Source organism: Proteus terrae subsp. cibarius (genome assembly GCF_011045835.1).
GTDB classification, from domain to species: Bacteria; Pseudomonadota; Gammaproteobacteria; order Enterobacterales; family Enterobacteriaceae; genus Proteus; species Proteus cibarius.
Genome location: NZ_CP047349.1, coordinates 2,416,245 through 2,437,087 on the forward strand (window position 1 = coordinate 2,416,245; position 20,843 = coordinate 2,437,087).

The window sequence follows — 20,843 nt, forward strand, 5'->3', positions numbered from 1 at the left end:
GTTAAGCCTTCCCTCCGCTAGAATAATGCTCTGATATTTCTTTAGAGGCTTTATTTTTCAATGTCTCATCAAGAACTTTAGCAACAGCAACGCCATCAGTGGCTTGTGTTTCAACTCTGATTTCACCAATTTGAACATTATTTTCATTTTTAATGCTTGATTGGTTACTGATCATTTGGCTAGTCATTGGGTTTAAACTATTTGTTGAAGATAGTGTTAATCCATTATTTAACGCATTTACATCTTGTATTGGATTATAATATCGCATCGTTGGATTTGACTGTGGCAGGGTATAATTGAGACTACCTTCATCAGATAATTTTCGCTCTACTTTTTGAACAACAGTGACCTCTTTCTCGTCATCTTCCATTCCCAAAAAGCTTTTTGCTGATTGCCAAATCCCCTTTATGGAATCAATCCCCTCATTAACCCAACCTAATATTTTCTCTATATATTCCCACATCCAACTAAATACACTAACCACTGCATCAGAGACAAAAATAAAGACACTAATTATCGATTGCCCCCACTCGATAATATTATTAATGCCCGCATTAAGCGCTATAACAAATTGGTTAAATGCGTCAGATATATAATTCCAAGCAGCAATAAATTGTTCCGCAAGAACCTTTGAAGCAATCTTTAAAGATTGAACAAAAGTTTGCCAAGCTTCCCATACAACCATTATTGCGTCTTTAAGCGCTGGGTATTGATCCAAAATGCTGCCTATCATTGAATCATTACCACTAATAAAATTCATAATATCGTCATAGACGAGTTTAAATGCCGTCGCTAAGAGACCAATAACCGCTGCAATAGCTAATATAGGAAGTGCTGTAGCAAGTGTAGCAACTGCCGCAGATATCATCGCGGGCAGATAATAAATAGCAACAGCGCTACCAATCGCGGAAAAAAAACCGATAACAAAATCTTTATTCTCAATACAGAAACTAACTAATTTATCAAACCACGTTATTCCTTTTGCAAGAACAGGAATGATTATCTCCAAAAAGTTGTTTTTTAATTGTGCTGCTAATTGATCAAACTTATTCATTACTGCATTAAGTTGAATAGAACTTTCGATACTTTCATCATTAATGCCAGAGAATTGTTTTTGCACCCCCATTGTGCGCTCTAATTCTTCCCGGCCTTTCATCATTAATTCAATGGTTTTTTCATCCACAACACCCAATTTTTCCAGCTCTTTTTGGGCTCCTTCAAAGCTCATTCCTTTGACTTTGTCTGCTGTTTTTAATAGTTGTTCGATAGGATCTTCTGTATCAGTAAATGCATTTGCCATTGCAGTTAAATCGGCTTGAGCGGCTTCTTTTGTTCCTCCCATTTCAGCCATAGCACCGGAAAAAGCATCGATATCGATAGCCGCGATACCTATCTTCTTACTTAGTTTATCTAATGACTCTATTTCTTTGGCACGATCTAATGAAGCAGTGAAAACCTTTTGTAAAGCTCCCGTAATATCCTTAACCCCCATAGCGTTAAGAACATAATCCTTCATTTTCTCTACGGTTTTTTGATAGCTCTTACCTGTTTCATCAACACTCTCACCTAATCGACGTTGAGCTTTAGCTTCTTCGACCGCAGCCTTAATGCCTTGTGTTTGCATTGTGCCAATAAAAGTATCGTAATCGGCGCCTAATTGCTTAATGAGCGCATCAATAGCAATTTTACTTTCTTTATTTTTCTTCTCGGCTTCAGTTAAAGATCCCAATTCATTATTCAATGAGGATAGTTGATCCTCCATTGCATCATATTCAGCATTGAGACTTGCTAAAATATGGGCTTCAGCCACACCATTGTTATTAACCAATCCTCTTTGATAATCTAATACCGACATAGAACTTTTTAGAAAATCAATACTTTGTGTTACTGAATTAATTTTATCTTGAGTTTCACTAATATTAAGATCAATATTTATTGGTTCATCAAGTGATAAGCCCAACATACCCACTAAGATTTCTTGCAAGAATTTATCAAACTCTTGCGTTCCCATTAGCGCGCTTTTAACAATGCTTTGAATTGAATTTTCAACGATTACAGAAGCACTTGTAATTTCATCACTATTAAATGAAATACTTATGTCATGATCTTCGGGTAATTCACCAAGATTGAGATGAATTTCTTGAACAAAATTATAGAAACTAGTGATACCGTCTGAAACACCCTGCTCAATATTTTTCATCTCAACAAGGATTTCATCTGCCGATTTTCTGATATTTGCTAATGCACTATCAGATACTTCAGCCTCCAACATCAGTACCTGAGAAAATACCTGTAATAGAGACATTATCTCTCCTTTGACGCGGCAAGCGCCTCGTTATAACGATTAGTAATCGCGATCTCCCACAGATCAAAGGCTTCTTCTAGATCTATGGTTGTTTTGAGTTCTGTGAAGGAGGCGAAACCCGCGGAGATGATGACTGCAAAGAAGCCATCAGCGTTTTTATAATCGACGGGAGAGAACCGCTGAACTTGCCTAGAAGGTATTGTAGGAAATTTTGGCTCCCGTCTTTGCCGAAAAAACTGGTATTGTACTTCAACATTTCGAGCTCAAGACGGATCAAAGCTTCTCCATCGGGTACATGATTATCAATTAATGTGCTGGTTTTTAGATAAATTTCTTGCCCTTCTTTTTCGATTGCAACATAAGCCATCATTTTTAACATGGCTTCTTTGCTAACTTCATAATCACCAATTTTGGGTGCATTTGATAAAGGGTATTTAGCAAGAATTTCTCGTCCAATCGTTGCAGGTAATCGGCTAATAATAAAAGTGTGTTCTTCACGATCACTATCAATAACAGTGATCTCTTTTGGTTTAATTAACATAATTAAATTCCATAAAAAAGGCGACCGAAGTCGCCATTACATTAAATGAATAACGCTAAAAATTAACGTGCTCTGACACGATCAAAGTCTTGGAAAATAAAGGTGTATTGCTTAGATTTAAGGCGAGCATTGTTTGATATTGAATTACCACGGCTACCATTAGTAATTCTGCCATTACGAGCAGTGGTAATAGAACCATCACCATAAGAAGCCACTAGTGTAATAATATCGCTTGCATGACGACGTCCTCGTCTTGCTGTATTTGCATCAAGCAAAATAGCCAAGTTTTCATCTTCTTCGCTACCTGCTAATACGTTGATTGTCACAGTTTGAGGTGTAGGTGCCGACCAACTCACTAAATTACCATTAATATCTACTGCGGTTGCTGTAATATCGACAGCCGGTAAATCTAATGGATCACCCTCATCCGAAAATGTGGTAATAGGAATACCTGCAGGAAATGTGTTACTTGCCTGAATAATTAAACTCAAACCTGTTGCTGAAATATCGTTCATTGTTTGTTCCTTAAACTAAATTATGTGAGCCTTCAACTTTACGAACCCAATCGCCTTTACCATAAATTAATACATATTTCATAGTGTATTCTGGTAAATTTGAAGGACCTGTTTCTTCAACGATTTCAGCGTTGTACCAATAACCTTTGTTTTGTACATCGTGCCACGCTAAATCATCACCTGCTGCATCTGTAATTGCGATTTTTTGTACTTCAGTCAGCATTTTACTGGTAAGAATAGTGCCATTGTTTAATGCTTTCGTGACAGCGCCGGCAATAACCATCATGGCTCTTGCTTCTCCATCTTTATTAGCGGGGATCCCGCGAGTTGAAAGTAATAGACTCAACCACTGCTGTGCAATATAGGCTTTTAGCCATTGCTCATTAGTATGAACACTCATATCTAATGGATTAGAGGCATTTCCACATAAAAAACCACGTTGATAGAAACTAATATCAGTACCAGTAACAGCCGTTTCACCGTAGTAGTTCACGCGTAATTTATCTAATCGATCAGCTGCAATATCTGTCTTAACTTGAGATGGGAAAGTGATACCAAATTGGCGATACATATAGTTAGTAGTCGCGTTTGTGCGATCAAAATCTGTTGCCGCCATAATTGCCATAGGTAGAGCTTGAACAAAAAAGCCGTCATCTGTTTTTAAATTTAAGCCTGTTGATGCCGTACCAATTAATGCTTTACTGTAAATTTCAGCTTGTTTATCTGGAACTGACAAATAGAGCTGATATTTTACATTTTCACCTGCAATGTACTCTGCGAGCTCAACACTTTGCTCTACCGAAAGCTCGGTTAAGAATGTCGCACTACCAAATGAATCAGAAATCGCTTCGGCAGCGATAAATGCTTGAAGAGCTGTTTGTGCAACATTACCTTCAGATGCCTCTCCGTCACTTAATCCCATAGCATCAGCTAAAGGCGAATGTTCCATAGTGATCGTCGCTTTTTCTTGTACACCACCACTCATCAAGAAAGCACCATCAAGCGCATTAAAAGTAACGTAGCAACTTGCAAATTGAGGCTCACTTTCAGCGTTTAGTTTTGCTTGAATAAGAGAAGCAACATCTGCGTAAGACTCAATCTCAGTCAGTGAAATACCCGTAATATTTTTGGATATATCACCAATAGTTAAACTCAGTGTCCCTTCTTCAATTTGCTTTAATTTATCAAGTGTTGCTGCTGGTGTACCAAATAATGTCGGTGCCCGACCTACAGGTTCAAAAGAAGCAATTTGTAGCTCTTTAGGTTTGCTAATAGGCGCAGGACTAACATAACTAAAATATTGACGAGCGAATTTAGCTTCTAGTGATCCTGCGCCAAGCAACTCATCCACTTGCCCACTGGCAAATTCAAGCACTTTCCCCGCTGGAATTTTAGGATTTGTTGAGAAAATACGAGCTGTAAGTTTGCGCATAGGTGCAGCCGATGCACCAACAATCGCGCTCGCAATATCAATATAGCGAGTTTGTTTAATAGACATATTTATCCTTAAATACGATATAGATTAGAAATAAGTAAATTTGTAGCAGCAGTGTCTAAAGATAAAGTGCTGGAAAATGTGATATTAAAATCAAATGAAGGATTATGCTCATAGCTATTTCCAGCATTTATTATTGGCGATCGTCTAATTTCGCTCGCTCGTTGTATCCCTATTCCCACTTTTCTCATTGATTCAACAAAAGACAGCGAATTAATAATCATTCGAGTCATTCTAACTAAATCACCTGCTGTTAAATTTGAATGTTGTTTAATAAAACCTTGTACCTGAAGTGTTAATTCAAACAGTTGTTGCTCTTTATGATTTGCATTATTACCCTGAATATTATAATTTCTTTTTTGCCAACCTTGGCCAACCTCCTTTATAGGGAAAAACATAATAATATTATTATCTTGTATTTTTTCTGGCTGAAAACCAGCAATAACATCAACATTAATATCTGCTGATTTGAATTGTTTTAATAGTTGTTCACGAATGGCAATATTAATATCATTATCTTTCATTTCACCTCCTTAATATAACTCTCCTTTTCTTTAAAAATATTTAATCCATTTTGTTTATAAATATTTTATTTATTATAAATTACTTAAATGGATTTTTAATTAATACATTCTTGGCTAATATAATCTTGTAAACCTAAAATGATCTGTTCTGACTGAGCAATTCGTTCTCTGAGTATCCAATAATTTCGGATAGCGGTGTCAGTAGGTCTGGCGGAGTTTGCATTAACCAAGCTGGTGGTGGGAGTGGCTGAGGCTTTAGGACACTCTGCTTTGATATACACCCGCTCAGGAGCACGCTTACTAATATCACGCAGCTGATCAATTTCTTTTCTTGCATGAACAAGTTCCTGTAAATGTCGATTATCAAGTTGATTAAGCCGATTTATTCTTAATTGATAATCTTTATTTTCTGCAATCTGCTGAATAAGAGATTGATTAATATTGTCGTATTCCTGTTGCAAAGATTTGTTTTTATCAATTAACCAGAGTAATACTATTCCTAAGCATAAAATCGCTATTAGCATTATTTTTGATAAATAATTCATAGCATCAACCAGGCATCTTCAAAAACTTTCTCTGAATAAGGTTGATAGCCAAGTTCAATATTGACAATAGCAACTGCTAAAGGAATGGTGATATTTTTTAATTGTGTATTAATTGGGTTGTTAGCATCAATACCAATTTCTTTTGATGCTCGGCTAATATAGCCTGCTGTATTATTTTCGTTAGGTGGAGCATAACGATTAATAATCGTTCTAATGGTATTTAAACCATATTTTTTTTGGTAAGTTTGTAATAATTTGTAGATAGCTCGTATACCATATTCAGGTGAAATAAATTGACAAAAATCTTTATCTGTTTGCTCAACGGATAATCCCTGCCATTTCGAACCATGCCGGATATTACCCGGATTATGATTACGCTCACCTCGTGCTATTTTAGCCATTTTTAACTCCTGCTCTCCCTTTAAGGAGTTTACTCACGGAATCCACTCCAACATAGCCAATAAATACACTGGCTAAGTAAGCAAACTCATGATTAATATTAAATAAAATTAAGATGTCTTTTACGAACCAAGCAAACATTGCACACATCAGCCCATCTATAGAGGTTTTTTTCCATCCTCCGCCGTTATATAAACCTCGAAGAATAGCCATTCCTCCAGCTAGAGAGGCTGATATTCCTTGCTCTTTCATTGAAGAAAGAACAATAAATACCTGTTCCCATAGATCTGGATTTTCTTTCATTGTTTCTCATGGCTTACCTCCAATAGGAGGAACTGTAATAAATCATATACTCATCTACAGCACTTAAATTTAAGCACTGTTTTAATATGAGTATCTTTATGTTTTATTTATCTAATTAGATAAATGGAGAATATAAAAAAAGACCACATTGTGGTCTTTAATTGAAGATAAAATTTAACAGATATCATTAATTTATATTAGTTAAGAAAATCGAGAAACAAAAAAACCCCACCGAAGTGAGGCTCTTTATATTCTGTTGTGAGGTCTTTAGATACAAATCTCTCACTGTGGGGATATAGTATGCTTTTTTTTCCTGAAGGTCAATAACTAATTTCTACAACTAGAAATAAATATAGAAAATTATTACTTAACAGTTACTTCTTGAAGAATTTTTTCTGACAAGGACTCTTCTTTAAAGCATTCTTCAACTAAAAGTTCAAATAACGGCTTATAATTACTGTAGGCAACAGTTTTAGAAACACTCACTACCGTTTGTACTTGTTCTAATACTTCGCTGAATTTTAGACGAGGATATCCACGTCCTAAACATTGATTACAAGGTTTGAAAACAGGCATACTCTGTTTTTGACTCTCTTTTTTATCTAAAACTTGACCACGTCCATGACAACGACATGCCAAACGAATTTCGGCTTTTCCCTTACATGTAGGGCAAATAACTCGAGTTATCTCTCTCACTTCACGGTAAGAAGTCTTATTTATTGGTTTAACTTTAAGATCATCTTTGAGATTTTGCTCAAGCTCTTTAACCGATTTTGAGGTGTAGCTTTTAGTGGTAAAAACTTCAACCTCAATAAATCCGTTACTACAATCAGGACACGCTTTCTTACTTGCAGCACTTCTTGCGTAATCTTGAAAAGCATAATTAGCAATGATCTGCAAAACTTTAGCTTTATCGTTTTCAGTTAATTTATCAATCGCTTTATATTGATAAGCTTGGGTTAATGCATATTGGTAAAGGCTTTCTATCGCTTCGCTTGGGTTACTAATACTATGTTTAGCTAAAAACAATTCTATTCCCATGCGTCCTTTTCGCGTTGCTAGGCTAATTGATGTCATTACATCGGTTACTGAGAGTGAATCTACCGCTTTAACAGTTCTCACATCACTTAATACAATGCTTTTTGGTGAAAAATATTTAGGTAAGTCTGCTAGTCTCATTTAATGCTCCTGTTGATTTCCTATCACTACTCATTGGTCATCCATGTACCACGACAAGGCATGGCATTTATGCATCTAAATCACCCGCATTTTACGGCGTTATCTCAACGTGATTTTTACTTACCACTCTTGTTTTGGTTTATTTAGTTAATTTCTTGTGCTTTTTGCACTTTTATTAACTAATAGTTAATGCTATATTTTAACCAAGGTGACGTCAAGCAGCAAAGGAAATTAACTAATGGTTAAAATCGATAATAAAACGGAGTTCACAAAAAGGCTTCAAGAAGCTTGTTTAGATTCAGGGATTGCTGGTCGTGGGTTAGGTAAAAGAATTACAGATGCACTTGCTGAACAAGGTATAAAAGTCAGTGCTCCAGCAGTGTGGAAATGGCTAAATAGTGAATCAATTCCCGATCCAACGAATATTTTAGCATTAAGTCAATGGCTCGATGTTCGAGCAGAATGGTTAGAATATGGGCGAGGAGCAAAAAGAAACGATGGTGTTTCAGTCAATGAAATGACACCTGTTGATGATTGGGATAATAATACACCGATAGAACGAGATGAAGTTGAGATCCCCTTCTATACTACTATTGAATTAGCTGCCGGTTTCGGAAGTTGTACCACAGATAATCAAAAGGTGGAGTTATTGAGATTTTCTCGTTCTACATTTAATCGCTATGGCGTTCAACCTAGTGATGCCGTTGCTTTTAAAGTTCATGGTGACAGTATGTCCCCTGTTATCCCTGATGGTTCAATTGTCACTATCAGTACAGGACATACAAAAATTGTTGATGGCGGTATTTATGCTATTCAACAAGGTGATCTTTTGAGAGTCAAAATTTTACATCGACTTCCCAATAACACCATAATCATCCGTAGCTATAACACTATTGATTACCCAGATGAGCGTTCTACATTAGAAGAAGTAAAAATTTTGGGCCGAGTATTTAATTGGTCCGTGATGGGTTGGTAGTTTATTATAAAAAGTGGCTTTATAATATTATGGTCTAATATTTTTATAACATTGAACCATAATATTATTATTCAATAAAATCAACTTGTTAAACAATATTTTTCTTATAAAGTTCCTATTGAATTTTATTATTTTAAAAACCATAAAAAAAGTAAAAAATAAAACTTCATTCAATAGGAGAACTAAAATGACTAAACTTATAGTAACTGACTCAGATACTGAGAATAAATTTTATCCTACCAATATTTCATTTAATGCTGATGGTAATACTTACTTACTTTCCATGAGTAAGGATAAAGAATATATGACAAGAACAGTTCACCCATCAGGCAAACTGATCCGTGACCCTTTAGCTGATAGTGGTACTTTTGCATATTATTATGATTATATGAGCATTGCTTATGATGCAGTCACAGGTAAACAGTATTTATGTTGCATTTCAACAGAAAACAAATATTTTGAGCTTTTCTTAATACAAGATAGTGGAAAATTAACCTCTACAAATACGTTTAGCTTCGTTAAAGGCTTTAACCGAAGCATTGCTATATTTATCATCAACAGCAAATTCTTTGTTTATATCCAAAATGAAACAACTAAGTACTGGGAAGTGATGTCAATTAGCAAATGACATGAGTTAATCAAAATTTAAATTTATCAAAGAAAAAACCCGCTATCTCTTGCGAGATAACGGGTTCTTATATGGTGCCGGCTACCGGAGTCGAACTGGTGACCTACTGATTACAAGTCAGTTGCTCTACCAACTGAGCTAAGCCGGCTAATTCTGGCGGAAGGATAGAGATTCGAACTCTAGGATGGTTTCCCATCGGCGGTTTTCAAGACCGCTGCCTTCAGCCACTCGGCCATCCTTCCATAGCGCGGAATTATGCCTATCTCTGGCCCCGCTGTCTAGTCCTGATTGTAAAAAAAATGACTTTTTTATCTGTTTGCTCAATCTTCAAACGCTTTTTGCTTAAAAAATGCTAACCCACTAATATAATGGTTAATTTTTGATAACTATAGATAAAAAATCACAGTGATATCGAGAGATAAATGGAGTAATCCAAAAGGAATTAAATAAAAATAAATAAGAGGGAAAGTGAAAAATAGAATGATAGATAAGAAAAAACCCGCTATCTCTTACGAGATAACGGGTTCTTATATGGTGCCGGCTACCGGAGTCGAACTGGTGACCTACTGATTACAAGTCAGTTGCTCTACCAACTGAGCTAAGCCGGCTAATTCTGGCGGAAGGATAGAGATTCGAACTCTAGGATGGTTTCCCATCGGCGGTTTTCAAGACCGCTGCCTTCAGCCACTCGGCCATCCTTCCATAGCGCGGAATTATGCCTATCTCTGACCCCGCTGTCTAGCTCCGATTGTAAAAAAATTGGATTTTTTTGTTTGTTTGCTCAAAGTTCATCCGAATATCCCTTTTAAATTGATAACCTGTTAATATAATGACTGAATAATGGTGATTGTTTATTCAATTTTCTATTTTTAATTACATTGTCTCTTAAAGGCTCGCAAACTGAATGCGTACATTGAACCAACTCAAGCCAAATACACTAACTCGTCTATATGCCCTGTTTCTTCTTTTTATGGTCATATCACTTTTTCTATACGCTTACAGTTATTTTGACACTTGGCTAGATAGTAAAAAAAATGCTATCAACAATACGACTCACAAATTTGCTCGACAAGTTGAAGATTACCGTTACCACTCTAATCAGCTTTTTCAGCTATCAAATAAAATAACCGATACCTCGACGTTCCCTGTATTACGACTTAATCCAATAAGATTACGTTCTGATGTATTTTGGCTTGAAGGCAGAGATCAAACCGTAGATTCCATTATATTCGGCAAACCCAATGAGCAAACCTTTCAGTTAGCACAACGATTTGCAAACTCACTCGAAATTCTTTGGGGAGTGCGTAATGACTACAGTTCGCTTTATTATCTAAATGGTAAAGGGAATGATCTTATCTTAATTACGACTCATTCTGTGCTTAAGCCAGAGATCCGTTACAAAGAAAGCTATTTAACATTAACGGCTGAAAACAAACGGTCTGAGTTATTGATGCAATCAACGGCATTAGATGAAAAAGAGAGTCTTTCTCCTATTAGGAAAATGTCTACAGAAAACATCTATTACTACACTTATCGCATTATGTTTAATGTTCCAGGTCAGTTAACCAGCGTAGTGGCGTTTGATTTGCCTATCAATAATTTCTTGCCTTCAGAATTGTCTCCACACTACTTAAGACTACTTCCAACAGGTCAACAATCTGTTTACGACAAAAATAGCATTGAAGTATCAACAGACGGCTCTTCACTGATTTTTTCTCAACCTATTGCAGGGATCCCCTATTCACTCTCTTATGAATACCCGTTGAAATCGATTATAAAAGAGATCACCTACAAAAATATTTGGTTATTAATCAGCCTTCTGGTATTTATTTCTATTTCCATATTTGGCCATATCTATATTCGAAATAAGTACGTTTTCCCTTATATCTCTATGACTCGTAACCTACGGATCAAAGAAGAGATGACAAACGATATCATTTCAAATCTCCCGATAGGATTATTAGTCTATAATTTTTCCTCTAACCATAAGATTATTAGTAATAGTCATGCGGAAAAATTACTGCCTCATATCGATTTATCTAAGATCCGCCAAATGGCAGTTGAGCATAATGGCTTAATCCAAACGGCTATCAACAACGAAATTTATGAAATAAGAACCAGTAATAACAACAATATTGACAATACATCATTATTCATATTTCTGAATAAAGATAACGAAGCATTAATCAATAAAAAATTACAACTTGCACAGCAAGAATATGAGAAAAACACCATCGCACGACGCAAGATTTTATCTAATATGTCATTAGAATTGATGCGCCCTATTAAAGATATAAATGAGATGGTTTATCAATTCAAAGAGTTATTGCCCGAAGATACTCATCAACAATTGCTTAGCTTATTATTAGAGAAAACAAATTACATTTCTGAGTGGATAGAAAATATTACATTAATTAATAAGTTAGAAAATCAAGAATGGAAAGTTCATAAGGATGAATTTGAACTCTCAACATTAGTTGAATCTATTCTGATAACAGCATCACCTTTTATGATAAGAAAAGGCCTAACACTTTATTTCCACAATAACATAAGACCAGGCTTACTTTTAATTAACGATGGCCCTGCTTTAAGTAAGATTATTTTATCATTGATTAATTATGCCATTAGTACGACTAATTATGGAAAGATAACGGTTAATCTGAATTTAGTTCAAAATAAAGATAAAGAAGAAATACTTATTGATATTATTGACAGTGGAAGCGGGCTTACACCTCAAGACATTGCTAATATAAAATACCCATTCTTAGGTCAAGCAATGGGAGACAAATATTATTCTAACTCAGGCATCATTTTTTATTTATGTCATTTGCTGTGTAATAAAATACAGGGAGAATTAACTATTAAGAGTCAAGAAAGTATTGGTTCTCATTTCCGAATTGTACTCCCATACCAGCATATAGATACGGAAGAACGAACTTTTAACGTATTATTAGAGGGAATAAACGCAAAACTTGCCATAAAAAACCCTGAAATAGAAAAAATCATCTGCCAACAGCTTGATAAATATGGCGCTACATACTTTGATAAAAATAGAGAGAATCTTTATCCTGAATACGATATCATACTTAGGGATACGCCGAATGATAATCCTGAATCTCCAACAATATTATTAATGAGCTCTATTGTTGGATTTGAAAAAATATCAAAAGATTTAATTAAGTGTAACTATAACTTCGGTGATCCTTTAATAGAGGCTATTACTTATTTAATTGAAGAAAATGAGTCATTTCCCCTAGATACAACTAAAGAGAGTATTTGGGATGAAAATAATAACCTTGATAAATACGAAGTAATTCTTAATAATTATAGGAAGAAGTTGAATGGTAGTGATTATAAGGAACTATTTATCAGTACTGTTCCTATTGATGTTGAAAAACTACACTTAGAAGCAACAAATAAAGACTTTCATTCTCTAGCCCAGACAGCTCATCGTCTAAAAGGGGTTTTTGCCATGTTAGATTTAGAATATCTCAGAGAAAGCTGTGAATATTTAGAGCATGACATAAAAAATCATAATGAATTAGAGATCAAAGAACGTATCACTCAACTGGATAAATGGATTCAACAGTTGCTGCAGCAAGGTAACAATTAAACATGAATAACCTTAATATTATTATTGCCGATGATCACCCAATCGTTTTATTCGGTATTCGTAAATCTTTAGAACAAATTGAATGGGTCAATGTTGTTGGTGAATTTGAAGATTCAACTTCACTTATCAATAACTTACCTAAGTTAAATGTAGATGCTTTAATTACTGACTTGTCTATGCCTGGCGATAAGTATGGTGATGGTATTACACTCATTAAGTACATTAAAAGACATTATCCTAATTTGTCGATTATCGTACTAACAATGAATAACAACCCAGCTATTTTGAGCGCAGTCCTTGATCTTGAAATTGAAGGTATTGTACTTAAGCAAGGTGCTCCGACAGATCTGCCAAAAGCATTGGCTGCACTGCAAAAAGGCAAGAAATTTATGCCTGAAAGTGTTGCGAAGCTACTTGAAAAAGTCAATGCGAATGGTTATGGCGATAAACGCTTATCACCAAAAGAGAGTGAAGTACTGAGATTATTTGCTGAAGGTTTCCTTGTAACTGAAATCGCGAAAAAACTGAATCGTAGTATTAAAACGATTAGTAGTCAGAAAAAATCAGCCATGATGAAATTGGGTGTCGATAACGATATCGCATTACTTAATTACTTATCATCAGTGACTATTGATAAGGAAATTAACGGCCCAGATTAATTTCACTGTAGTTACCTTAGTCGCACCGATAAAATCAGGAAGCTCAACCCCTTGGGGAGCTTCTCTGCTTTTTAGCCTTTACTTTCTCCCTCTCTCCTTTTGAGATTACCTCTTTCTTTCCCTTGTAATATTCTCCTTGTTCACAAGCGCTTCTAAGCTGTATGATTTATCCTTCTATTCTTCATACCCTTATTAATTTCAGTGCTCACAGAGCATTGTAGAGGCTTTATTACCCTACTTTTTAAGCAATTTATCTTGTTATGGCTCTGCTTTGTTTTATCTTATCTATCAAAAGGCTTTTTAAATGCATCATTTTTCGCCTTGTTTGGGCTTGAAAATAAATAAAGACTAATAAATTAGTCTTTATTTATTCATTTTATCATTCACACTCTAGAATTATTTTTTAGGAATATGCTTCACCAACACTTCTCTTAAAATAGAAAGTGAAACAGGTTTGGATACACAATCATTCATTCCGGCATCAATACAGCGTTGCTTCTCTTCGGCAATCGCATTCGCCGTTACCCCTATTACAGGCATATCACTGCCCATTTCTCGTATATGTGTTGCCAACTGATAGCCATTCATATTCGGCATATTGACATCCGTCAGAACGATATCAACATGATTCTTAGCTAAATACGTTAATGCATCACAACCATCTTCTGCTGTTGCTGTATTAAAACCAATTTTTTTCAGTTGATCGGTCAACAATAAGCGGTTTATTGGATGATCATCGACAATAAGGATAGTTAAAGTTTGTAAGCTACAATCTGTAGCTTGCTCCACCATCTCCACACAATTTGCTTCAACTTTATTTTGTGGTAGTTGCAGTATTATTTTTGTTAGTTCATTTAGTTTATAAGTACTGCATACCCATACGTTTTCAGCTATTTTCTTCGATGGCTCAAAGTAATGCTCATTGATCCTAATAAATTGGCAGTTATCTTTTCTTGGTAGGTCGTAGTCCGTAATAATAAAATCGTTTGAAGATATCACCACTTCTTCAGTTAGTAATTCACAGCTCAAACCGAAGTAACGAAGGTATCGACCAATAAAGCCTTCCAAATAAAGATTTTTAATGTCTATAAAACAACGAACATTACTTTCTTTATAAATATTCTGTTTAGAAGACGATTCAATTCCTTCTAGAGCACCATAAAGAGGTATACGAACCGTAAAACGGCTACCAATATTTTCTTGGGAAACAACACTGATATCCCCATCCATTAAGTTGATCAGTTTTTCACAAATGGCCAAACCTAATCCAGTTCCCTCAGATGCACTTTCTGTATTTTGAGATACTTGGAAGAATGGCTCGAACAGTTCATGCAATGCTTTATCGCTAATGCCTCTCCCTGTATCGTGAATATCAAAATAGAGATAATAATCATCTTTATAAAGATGTAAGGTAATACATCCAGTTGTAGTAAATTTAATACTGTTATTCAATAAATTAGAAATAACTTGTTGTACACGAACAGGATCGCTATTTACAATTTTTGGTACATCAGGTTCAATAAAACAATAAATAGCCAAGTCTTTTTTCGCAATCAAAGGTAAATAGTTAGAAATAACAAAAGAGAGCACTTGGCGACAATTAAATGGCTTAATATCAATTTTTAACTGTTTAGATTCAATTTTCGAGAAATCGAGGATATCGCTGATAATTTTTAGCAATAGCGATGAGGAGTTATCCATCGTCTTTAGTAATCGAGAAGTATCATCATTTTGTGTAAGCGACTGCAATAATTCTAGATTACCAATAATTCCATAAAGTGGTGTCCGTAATTCGTGACTGACTGTTGCCAAAAACATCGATTTAGCTTGGTTAGCTTGCTCCGCAGCTGTCGCCATATTTTGTAGTGAGCGCTCCATTTTAACCCGTGCACTAATATCCACTAAAACACAGATAGCCACATCCTCATTTTGATAACGTGAGTTAACAAAGCTTATTTGCAAATGATTACGATTATTGGTCACTACATCGACCATATTGCTACTTTTCTCAGCAATAATAGAAAGGATATTTTGTTTATCGCTATGACTAAGCAAACGAAAATAGTTATGTGCTAGCTCGTTACTTAAGATGATCATACCATCACGTATTCTAAGAATACTGATCCCGACCGGCGCTGATGCCACAATCTTATGGTTAAACTGTTCGTGTTCTTCTAGACGAGAGGCATTATTTTCGGCTGGAGAGAATATTTTTCTCTCAAAGATCCAGACGAAAATAAAAATCATAATAGCTGAGATAATATTTAAAATCAGCGCATTAAAAATCGTGAATTTAAATTCATTTAAAATTTGCTTGAGTGGTAATGAATACACCACACTAAAAGATGATGGTAATAATTTACGCTTAGCAACTAAATCACTAAAGTCTTCATCAAAGCCAAAATAAGGGGCGCTAACATCAGGAGCCTGTTTAACGGTATGATAGTTGTTTTCTGCTGGATAGCTTAAAACCGTAGTATTTCTGCTATTAAGAAGATGAATTGAAATCACTCTATCTTTGGCAGGAGAAAAATATTCAAGACGAATAGCCCTTTCAATACCAATCAGACCAATGAATTTACCTGAGGCATAAACTGGCGACATAACATATAAAATGCCACTATCCCCTTTTGCATCTGGCACTATCCAATATTGGTTAGTTTCTTTACCTTGTGCACGTTGATTAACATAGTTACGTGTATTTTCGTAAACCATTTTTTTCAACATTTCAGTATCAACAGGGGATGCGCGCAATGGGAAGTTAATCATACACATGCTATGAGAGCCAACCATAAAGACTTGATTTATCCCTTGTAATGCCGGAGTGTTATCTTTCCAATAATATAAAATACTGTTAAAAGAGCGGAAATAGTTGTTTGTTTGTCCTTTAAATAATTCACAATCTGCGGTGTCATTAAGTTTATGAAGTGAGAATGGCCCTTCATAAAATAATGAGTTTTTCATGTTTGGATTTAAGTTAATTTGTTCTTGGTGACGTTCTGCGAGGTATTGTAGATCACGGATAGTGCCGGAAGTTTGTCTAAAGAAACCAAGGAGATTAGTGTAGTTATTACTATACTCTTGCCGAATATCAGACTTTGTATCATTGAAGATATTGATGAGGTAAAACATGGTTAGCAATGCACCCATCGCCCACAACATGATACCTAATATGCGAAAAAGGTAGCGGGAAATCTTTAACGATGTTTTAAAGGACGAGAGATATCTCAAACAACCACCCTAATCAATATTCCTACCGCACAAGAAACTTATTCTATTCTAGCAGAAGTTACTGAATGTCTGAATGATATGATCTTTATCATCAGGATAATTTTTTCTGATGATGAACTGATCCTACCACATAAAAAAAGCAGGCAATTATGCCTGCTTTCTTTTATTTATACATCACAATAATGATAAATATTATTCTTCGTCCGCATCATCTGCCAAATTTGAATCAGGTGCTTCTGATGACTCTTCGCTAATAACTTCATTAACTTCATCGTCATCTAATGCATCATCTTCATCTTCAACACGTTGCAAACCAACGACCAACTCATCTTCTGTTGTACGAATTAAGGTAACACCTTGTGTATTACGTCCAACAATGCTGACTTCAGAAACTCGTGTACGAACTAATGTACCCGCATTGGTGATCATCATAATCTGGTCAGTTTCTTCAACTTGAATTGCACCAACAACTTTACCGTTACGCTCACTCACTTTAATAGAGATAACGCCTTGTGTTGCACGATTCTTCGTTGGGTATTCGCTTTGGGCGGTACGTTTACCATAACCATTTTCAGTTACAGTTAAGATATCACCTTCACCACGAGGGATGATGAGTGAAACAACTTTATCGTCATCACTCAGTTTCATACCACGGACACCTGTCGCAGTACGCCCCATTGGGCGAACACAATCTTCCGCAAAACGAACCACTTTACCTTCCGCAGAGAACAACATAACTTCGTTTGTGCTATCGGTTAAATCAACACCGATTAACTCATCGCCTTCATTTAAGTTAACGGCAATGATACCTGCACTACGAGGACGGCTGAAATCTTGTAGAGGCGTTTTCTTCACGGTTCCACTTGCCGTTGCCATAAAGACAAACTTACCTTCTTCATACTCTCTTACAGGCAAAATAGCGGTAATACGTTCATTTTGCTCAAGAGGTAATAAGTTGATAATTGGACGACCACGAGCACCGCGACTTGCTTCTGGTAACTGGTAAACTTTCATCCAGTAGAGACGACCACGGCTTGAGAAGCATAAAATCGTGTCATGGGTGTTAGCCACCAATAGACGATCAATAAAGTCTTCTTCTTTAATTCTTGCTGCTGATTTACCTTTACCACCACGACGCTGTGCTTCGTAATCGGTAAGTGGTTGATATTTAACGTAGCCTTGGTGAGAAAGTGTCACAACAACATTTTCTTCATTGATCAAGTCTTCAATATTAATATCAGCCGTATTTTCAGTGATCTCAGTGCGGCGAGGATCGTTATACTGATCTTTAATCGCATTTAGCTCTTCACGAATGACTTCCATCAGACGTTCTGGGCTTCTTAAGATATGCAATAGCTCAGCAATTTGGAGTAATAACTCACGATATTCATCTAACAGTTTTTCATGTTCAAGACCGGTCAGTTTCTGCAAACGCAGATCCAAAATAGCTTGAGCTTGTTGCTCTGTTAGATAGTATTTACCGTCGTGCACACCATATTGTGGCTCTAACCATTCAGGACGAGCAACATTGCTATCGCCAGCACGCTCTAACATGGTAGAAACGCTACCTAAATCCCAAGGTTGTGCAATTAATGCCGCTTTTGCTTCTGCTGGATTTGGTGCTTGACGGATCATTTCAATAACTGGGTCAATGTTCGCCAATGCAACAGCCAGTGCTTCTAAGATATGAGCACGGTCACGCGCTTTGCGTAATTCGTAAATAGTACGACGAGTAACAACTTCACGACGGTGACGAATAAAGGCAGAGATAATTTCTTTTAGATTCAATAATTTTGGCTGTCCTTGGTGAAGTGCAACCATATTAATACCGAAAGAAACCTGCATTTGCGTTTGTGAGAATAAGTGATTTAATACCACTTCACCCACAGCATCACGTTTGATTTCAACGACAATACGCATACCGTCTTTATCAGACTCGTCACGTAATCCGCTAATACCTTCAATACGCTTATCTTTAACAAGCTCTGCAATTTTTTCAATTAAACGAGCTTTATTCACCTGATAAGGAATTTCTGTCACGATAATAGTTTCGCGACCTGTTTTCTCATCAGTTTCGATGTCAGCCTGAGCACGGATATAAATTTTTCCGCGACCAGTACGGTAAGCATCTAGAATTCCTCTGCGACCATTAATAATAGCGGCAGTCGGGAAATCAGGCCCCGTAATATGTTCCATCAACTCTTCAATCGTGATGTCTTCGTTATCAACATAAGCAAGACAGCCGTCGATAACTTCGCCTAGGTTATGTGGAGGAATGTTTGTTGCCATCCCCACCGCAATCCCTGAAGAACCATTGACTAACAAGTTTGGAATACGGGTTGGCATTACTGCCGGAATATGTTCTGTTCCATCATAGTTAGGAACAAAATCAACCGTTTCTTTTTCCAAATCCGCCAGCAGTTCATGGGCGATTTTCGCCATACGAACTTCGGTATAACGCATCGCAGCCGCCGAGTCACCATCAACTGACCCGAAGTTACCCTGCCCGTCAACCAACATGTAACGCATAGAAAAAGGCTGTGCTAAACGAACAATCGTTTCATAAACAGCACTGTCACCGTGCGGGTGATATTTACCGATAACATCCCCAACAACACGGGCTGATTTTTTATAAGGTTTATTCCAATCGTTTCCTAGTACATTCATCGCGAAAAGCACTCGGCGGTGTACTGGCTTCAGTCCGTCTCGAACATCGGGTAATGCGCGTCCTACAATAACAGACATCGCATAATCCAAATATGAGCTTTTCAGCTCTTCTTCGATATTAACTGGTGTGATTTCTCTGGCAATGTCGCTCATGGAGCCACTGTCCCTCATACTACGGATTCAAAGGTTTAGAACTATACCACAAATCGCCAATTTTTGGAAAAAGGAAACAACTAAATTAATGATCCTTTCGCTATTCTCTTCGATTTCACCGTCTAACGTTGGTAGAATCATGGCAATACGAAAATAGGAGTAATACTTTCTGATGAATGATAAAACAACCTCTTTACATGCTAACGTGGATCAGCATGAAATCGACAAGTTTGAAAGCGTCGCATCACGCTGGTGGGATCTTGAAGGTGAATTTAAGCCATTACACCGCATCAACCCGCTAAGACTCAACTATATTCAAGAACGCGCGGACGGCCTATTCGGAAAAAAAGTCCTAGATGTTGGTTGCGGTGGCGGTATTTTGTCTGAAAGTATGGCGTGTGTTGGAGCTGAAGTAACTGGTCTTGATATGGGTACAGAGCCATTACAAGTTGCACGTTTGCACTCGCTAGAATCGGGTATTCCGGTCACATACATTCAAGATACGGTTGAAAACCACGCGAATGAAAACCCACAAACTTACGACGTCGTTACCTGTATGGAGATGTTAGAGCACGTTCCTGACCCTTCATCTGTTGTAAGAGCCTGTGCAAAACTGGTAAAACCTGGTGGACATGTTTTCTTCTCAACCATCAATCGTAATAAAAAAGCGTGGCTGATGCTGGTGGTAGGTGCGGAGTATATTCTGAATATGGTACCTAAGGGCACACATGATGCTAATAAGTTTATTCGCCCATCAGAATTACTTAGTTGGGTTGATGAAACCGATTTGCGTAGCAAAAATATGATTGGTTTACATTATAACCCAATCACTGACAAATTCCGATTAGCGCCAAATGTCGATGTGAACTATATGGTGCACACACAATCGACACATAACTCGAATTTGTGAAACTGAAAGTTTGATTTGGTTTAATAAAACATCAAACGATCACATTTTTTAAAATTGACTTTACATCGTTGTCACTTGAATTTGTGTTTCTTACTGCCTGTATTTATGCAGGGTACAGGCAGTTGTTAAAAAATTTATCCCCTATTTATCCACAGAAACAATCAGATTTGTACACTTGATCAATCGCTCAATTACCTTTA

At 36.4% G+C, this 20,843-nt stretch carries 16 protein-coding genes and 4 tRNA genes; 5 read left to right on the forward strand and 15 right to left on the reverse strand.

Annotated elements, in window-relative coordinates:
- Position 1: 1 nt before the first annotated feature.
- The 9 genes from GTH25_RS11305 to GTH25_RS11345 all read right to left on the reverse strand — a co-directional run bounded on the left by GTH25_RS11305 (position 2) and on the right by GTH25_RS11345 (position 7,806).
- On the reverse strand, positions 2-2,305 hold the full coding sequence (locus GTH25_RS11305) for a phage tail family protein (RefSeq protein ID WP_075674209.1): 2,304 nt from the start codon (positions 2,303-2,305) through the stop codon (positions 2-4).
- 82 nt (positions 2,306-2,387) lie between these two features.
- On the reverse strand, positions 2,388-2,846 hold the full coding sequence (locus GTH25_RS11310) for a hypothetical protein (protein WP_075674210.1): 459 nt from the start codon (positions 2,844-2,846) through the stop codon (positions 2,388-2,390).
- Positions 2,847-2,908: 62 nt separating this feature from the next.
- Complete coding sequence (locus tag GTH25_RS11315) at positions 2,909-3,361, reverse strand: phage tail fiber protein (protein WP_075674211.1); 453 nt, start codon at positions 3,359-3,361, stop codon at positions 2,909-2,911.
- 10 nt (positions 3,362-3,371) lie between these two features.
- Positions 3,372-4,859: a DUF3383 domain-containing protein gene (locus tag GTH25_RS11320; RefSeq protein ID WP_164530573.1), complete on the reverse strand. Its 1,488-nt coding sequence runs from the start codon at positions 4,857-4,859 to the stop codon at positions 3,372-3,374.
- Positions 4,860-4,867: 8 nt separating this feature from the next.
- On the reverse strand, positions 4,868-5,380 hold the full coding sequence (locus GTH25_RS11325; protein ID WP_164530574.1) for a phage gateway protein: 513 nt from the start codon (positions 5,378-5,380) through the stop codon (positions 4,868-4,870).
- A 95-nt stretch (positions 5,381-5,475) separates the two neighbouring features.
- Positions 5,476-5,925, reverse strand: a complete 450-nt coding sequence (locus tag GTH25_RS11330) for a lysis system i-spanin subunit Rz (protein ID WP_099660644.1) — start codon at positions 5,923-5,925, stop codon at positions 5,476-5,478.
- Entirely contained in the window at positions 5,922-6,326 is a 405-nt protein-coding gene (locus GTH25_RS11335) for a structural protein (protein WP_075674215.1), read from the reverse strand. Before GTH25_RS11335 ends, GTH25_RS11330 begins: the two co-directional genes overlap by 4 nt.
- The gene (locus GTH25_RS11340; RefSeq protein ID WP_075674216.1) at positions 6,319-6,627 is read right to left on the reverse strand and encodes a phage holin, lambda family; all 309 of its coding nucleotides are present in this window, start codon (positions 6,625-6,627) and stop codon (positions 6,319-6,321) included. The genes GTH25_RS11335 and GTH25_RS11340 overlap by 8 nt, the downstream gene beginning before the upstream one ends.
- Positions 6,628-6,990: 363 nt before the next feature.
- Positions 6,991-7,806 (reverse strand): antitermination protein Q, encoded by an 816-nt coding sequence (locus tag GTH25_RS11345; protein ID WP_099660645.1) that lies wholly within the window; start codon positions 7,804-7,806, stop codon positions 6,991-6,993.
- Between the two features lie 238 nt (positions 7,807-8,044).
- Here GTH25_RS11345 and GTH25_RS11350 point away from each other — a divergent pair, with 238 nt between their 5' ends.
- On the forward strand, positions 8,045-8,782 hold the full coding sequence (locus GTH25_RS11350) for a LexA family transcriptional regulator (protein WP_075674218.1): 738 nt from the start codon (positions 8,045-8,047) through the stop codon (positions 8,780-8,782).
- Positions 8,783-8,969: 187 nt separating this feature from the next.
- A complete protein-coding gene (locus GTH25_RS11355; protein WP_075674219.1) occupies positions 8,970-9,410 on the forward strand; it encodes a hypothetical protein in 441 nt (146 codons plus the stop codon).
- A 72-nt stretch (positions 9,411-9,482) separates the two neighbouring features.
- Here GTH25_RS11355 and GTH25_RS11360 read toward each other — a convergent pair.
- The 4 genes from GTH25_RS11360 to GTH25_RS11375 all read right to left on the reverse strand — a co-directional run bounded on the left by GTH25_RS11360 (position 9,483) and on the right by GTH25_RS11375 (position 10,112).
- A tRNA-Thr gene (locus GTH25_RS11360) sits at positions 9,483-9,558 on the reverse strand.
- Positions 9,559-9,564: 6 nt separating this feature from the next.
- Positions 9,565-9,652: transfer RNA gene (locus GTH25_RS11365), tRNA-Ser, on the reverse strand.
- 290 nt (positions 9,653-9,942) lie between these two features.
- Positions 9,943-10,018, reverse strand: a tRNA-Thr gene (locus GTH25_RS11370).
- Between the two features lie 6 nt (positions 10,019-10,024).
- Positions 10,025-10,112: transfer RNA gene (locus tag GTH25_RS11375), tRNA-Ser, on the reverse strand.
- Between the two features lie 202 nt (positions 10,113-10,314).
- Between GTH25_RS11375 and rcsD the strand changes: the two genes are divergently transcribed.
- Together rcsD and rcsB are read left to right on the forward strand one after the other, a co-directional pair.
- Complete coding sequence (gene rcsD, locus GTH25_RS11380) at positions 10,315-13,023, forward strand: phosphotransferase RcsD (protein WP_075670688.1); 2,709 nt, start codon at positions 10,315-10,317, stop codon at positions 13,021-13,023.
- A 2-nt stretch (positions 13,024-13,025) separates the two neighbouring features.
- A complete protein-coding gene (rcsB, locus tag GTH25_RS11385) occupies positions 13,026-13,682 on the forward strand; it encodes a response regulator transcription factor RcsB (protein ID WP_006533269.1) in 657 nt (218 codons plus the stop codon).
- Between the two features lie 396 nt (positions 13,683-14,078).
- Here rcsB and rcsC read toward each other — a convergent pair whose 3' ends face one another.
- Positions 14,079-16,913: a two-component system sensor histidine kinase RcsC gene (rcsC, locus tag GTH25_RS11390; protein WP_075670686.1), complete on the reverse strand. Its 2,835-nt coding sequence runs from the start codon at positions 16,911-16,913 to the stop codon at positions 14,079-14,081.
- Between the two features lie 192 nt (positions 16,914-17,105).
- Positions 17,106-19,733, reverse strand: a complete 2,628-nt coding sequence (gene gyrA / locus GTH25_RS11395; RefSeq protein WP_075670684.1) for a DNA topoisomerase (ATP-hydrolyzing) subunit A — start codon at positions 19,731-19,733, stop codon at positions 17,106-17,108.
- Positions 19,734-19,905: 172 nt separating this feature from the next.
- Between gyrA and ubiG the strand changes: the two genes are divergently transcribed.
- Positions 19,906-20,643 carry a bifunctional 2-polyprenyl-6-hydroxyphenol methylase/3-demethylubiquinol 3-O-methyltransferase UbiG gene (ubiG, locus tag GTH25_RS11400; protein WP_075670682.1) on the forward strand — a complete coding sequence of 246 codons (738 nt, stop codon included), beginning with the start codon at positions 19,906-19,908 and terminating at the stop codon, positions 20,641-20,643.
- Positions 20,644-20,843: the final 200 nt, after the last annotated feature.

Bases quoted from the DNA above. Each gene is read 5' to 3' on its own strand.
- rcsB (WP_006533269.1), top strand. From the start codon at position 13,026: ATGAATAACCTTAATATTATTATTGCCGATGATCACCCAATCGTTTTA.
- rcsD (WP_075670688.1), top strand. From the start codon at position 10,315: ATGCGTACATTGAACCAACTCAAGCCAAATACACTAACTCGTCTATAT.
- GTH25_RS11305 (WP_075674209.1), bottom strand. From the start codon at position 2,305: ATGTCTCTATTACAGGTATTTTCTCAGGTACTGATGTTGGAGGCTGAA.
- GTH25_RS11315 (WP_075674211.1), bottom strand. From the start codon at position 3,361: ATGAACGATATTTCAGCAACAGGTTTGAGTTTAATTATTCAGGCAAGT.
- GTH25_RS11355 (WP_075674219.1), top strand. From the start codon at position 8,970: ATGACTAAACTTATAGTAACTGACTCAGATACTGAGAATAAATTTTAT.
- GTH25_RS11310 (WP_075674210.1), bottom strand. From the start codon at position 2,846: ATGTTAATTAAACCAAAAGAGATCACTGTTATTGATAGTGATCGTGAA.
- GTH25_RS11335 (WP_075674215.1), bottom strand. From the start codon at position 6,326: ATGGCTAAAATAGCACGAGGTGAGCGTAATCATAATCCGGGTAATATC.
- GTH25_RS11325 (WP_164530574.1), bottom strand. From the start codon at position 5,380: ATGAAAGATAATGATATTAATATTGCCATTCGTGAACAACTATTAAAA.
- GTH25_RS11320 (WP_164530573.1), bottom strand. From the start codon at position 4,859: ATGTCTATTAAACAAACTCGCTATATTGATATTGCGAGCGCGATTGTT.
- ubiG (WP_075670682.1), top strand. From the start codon at position 19,906: ATGAATGATAAAACAACCTCTTTACATGCTAACGTGGATCAGCATGAA.
- gyrA (WP_075670684.1), bottom strand. From the start codon at position 19,733: ATGAGCGACATTGCCAGAGAAATCACACCAGTTAATATCGAAGAAGAG.
- GTH25_RS11340 (WP_075674216.1), bottom strand. From the start codon at position 6,627: ATGAAAGAAAATCCAGATCTATGGGAACAGGTATTTATTGTTCTTTCT.
- GTH25_RS11345 (WP_099660645.1), bottom strand. From the start codon at position 7,806: ATGAGACTAGCAGACTTACCTAAATATTTTTCACCAAAAAGCATTGTA.
- GTH25_RS11330 (WP_099660644.1), bottom strand. From the start codon at position 5,925: ATGAATTATTTATCAAAAATAATGCTAATAGCGATTTTATGCTTAGGA.
- GTH25_RS11350 (WP_075674218.1), top strand. From the start codon at position 8,045: ATGGTTAAAATCGATAATAAAACGGAGTTCACAAAAAGGCTTCAAGAA.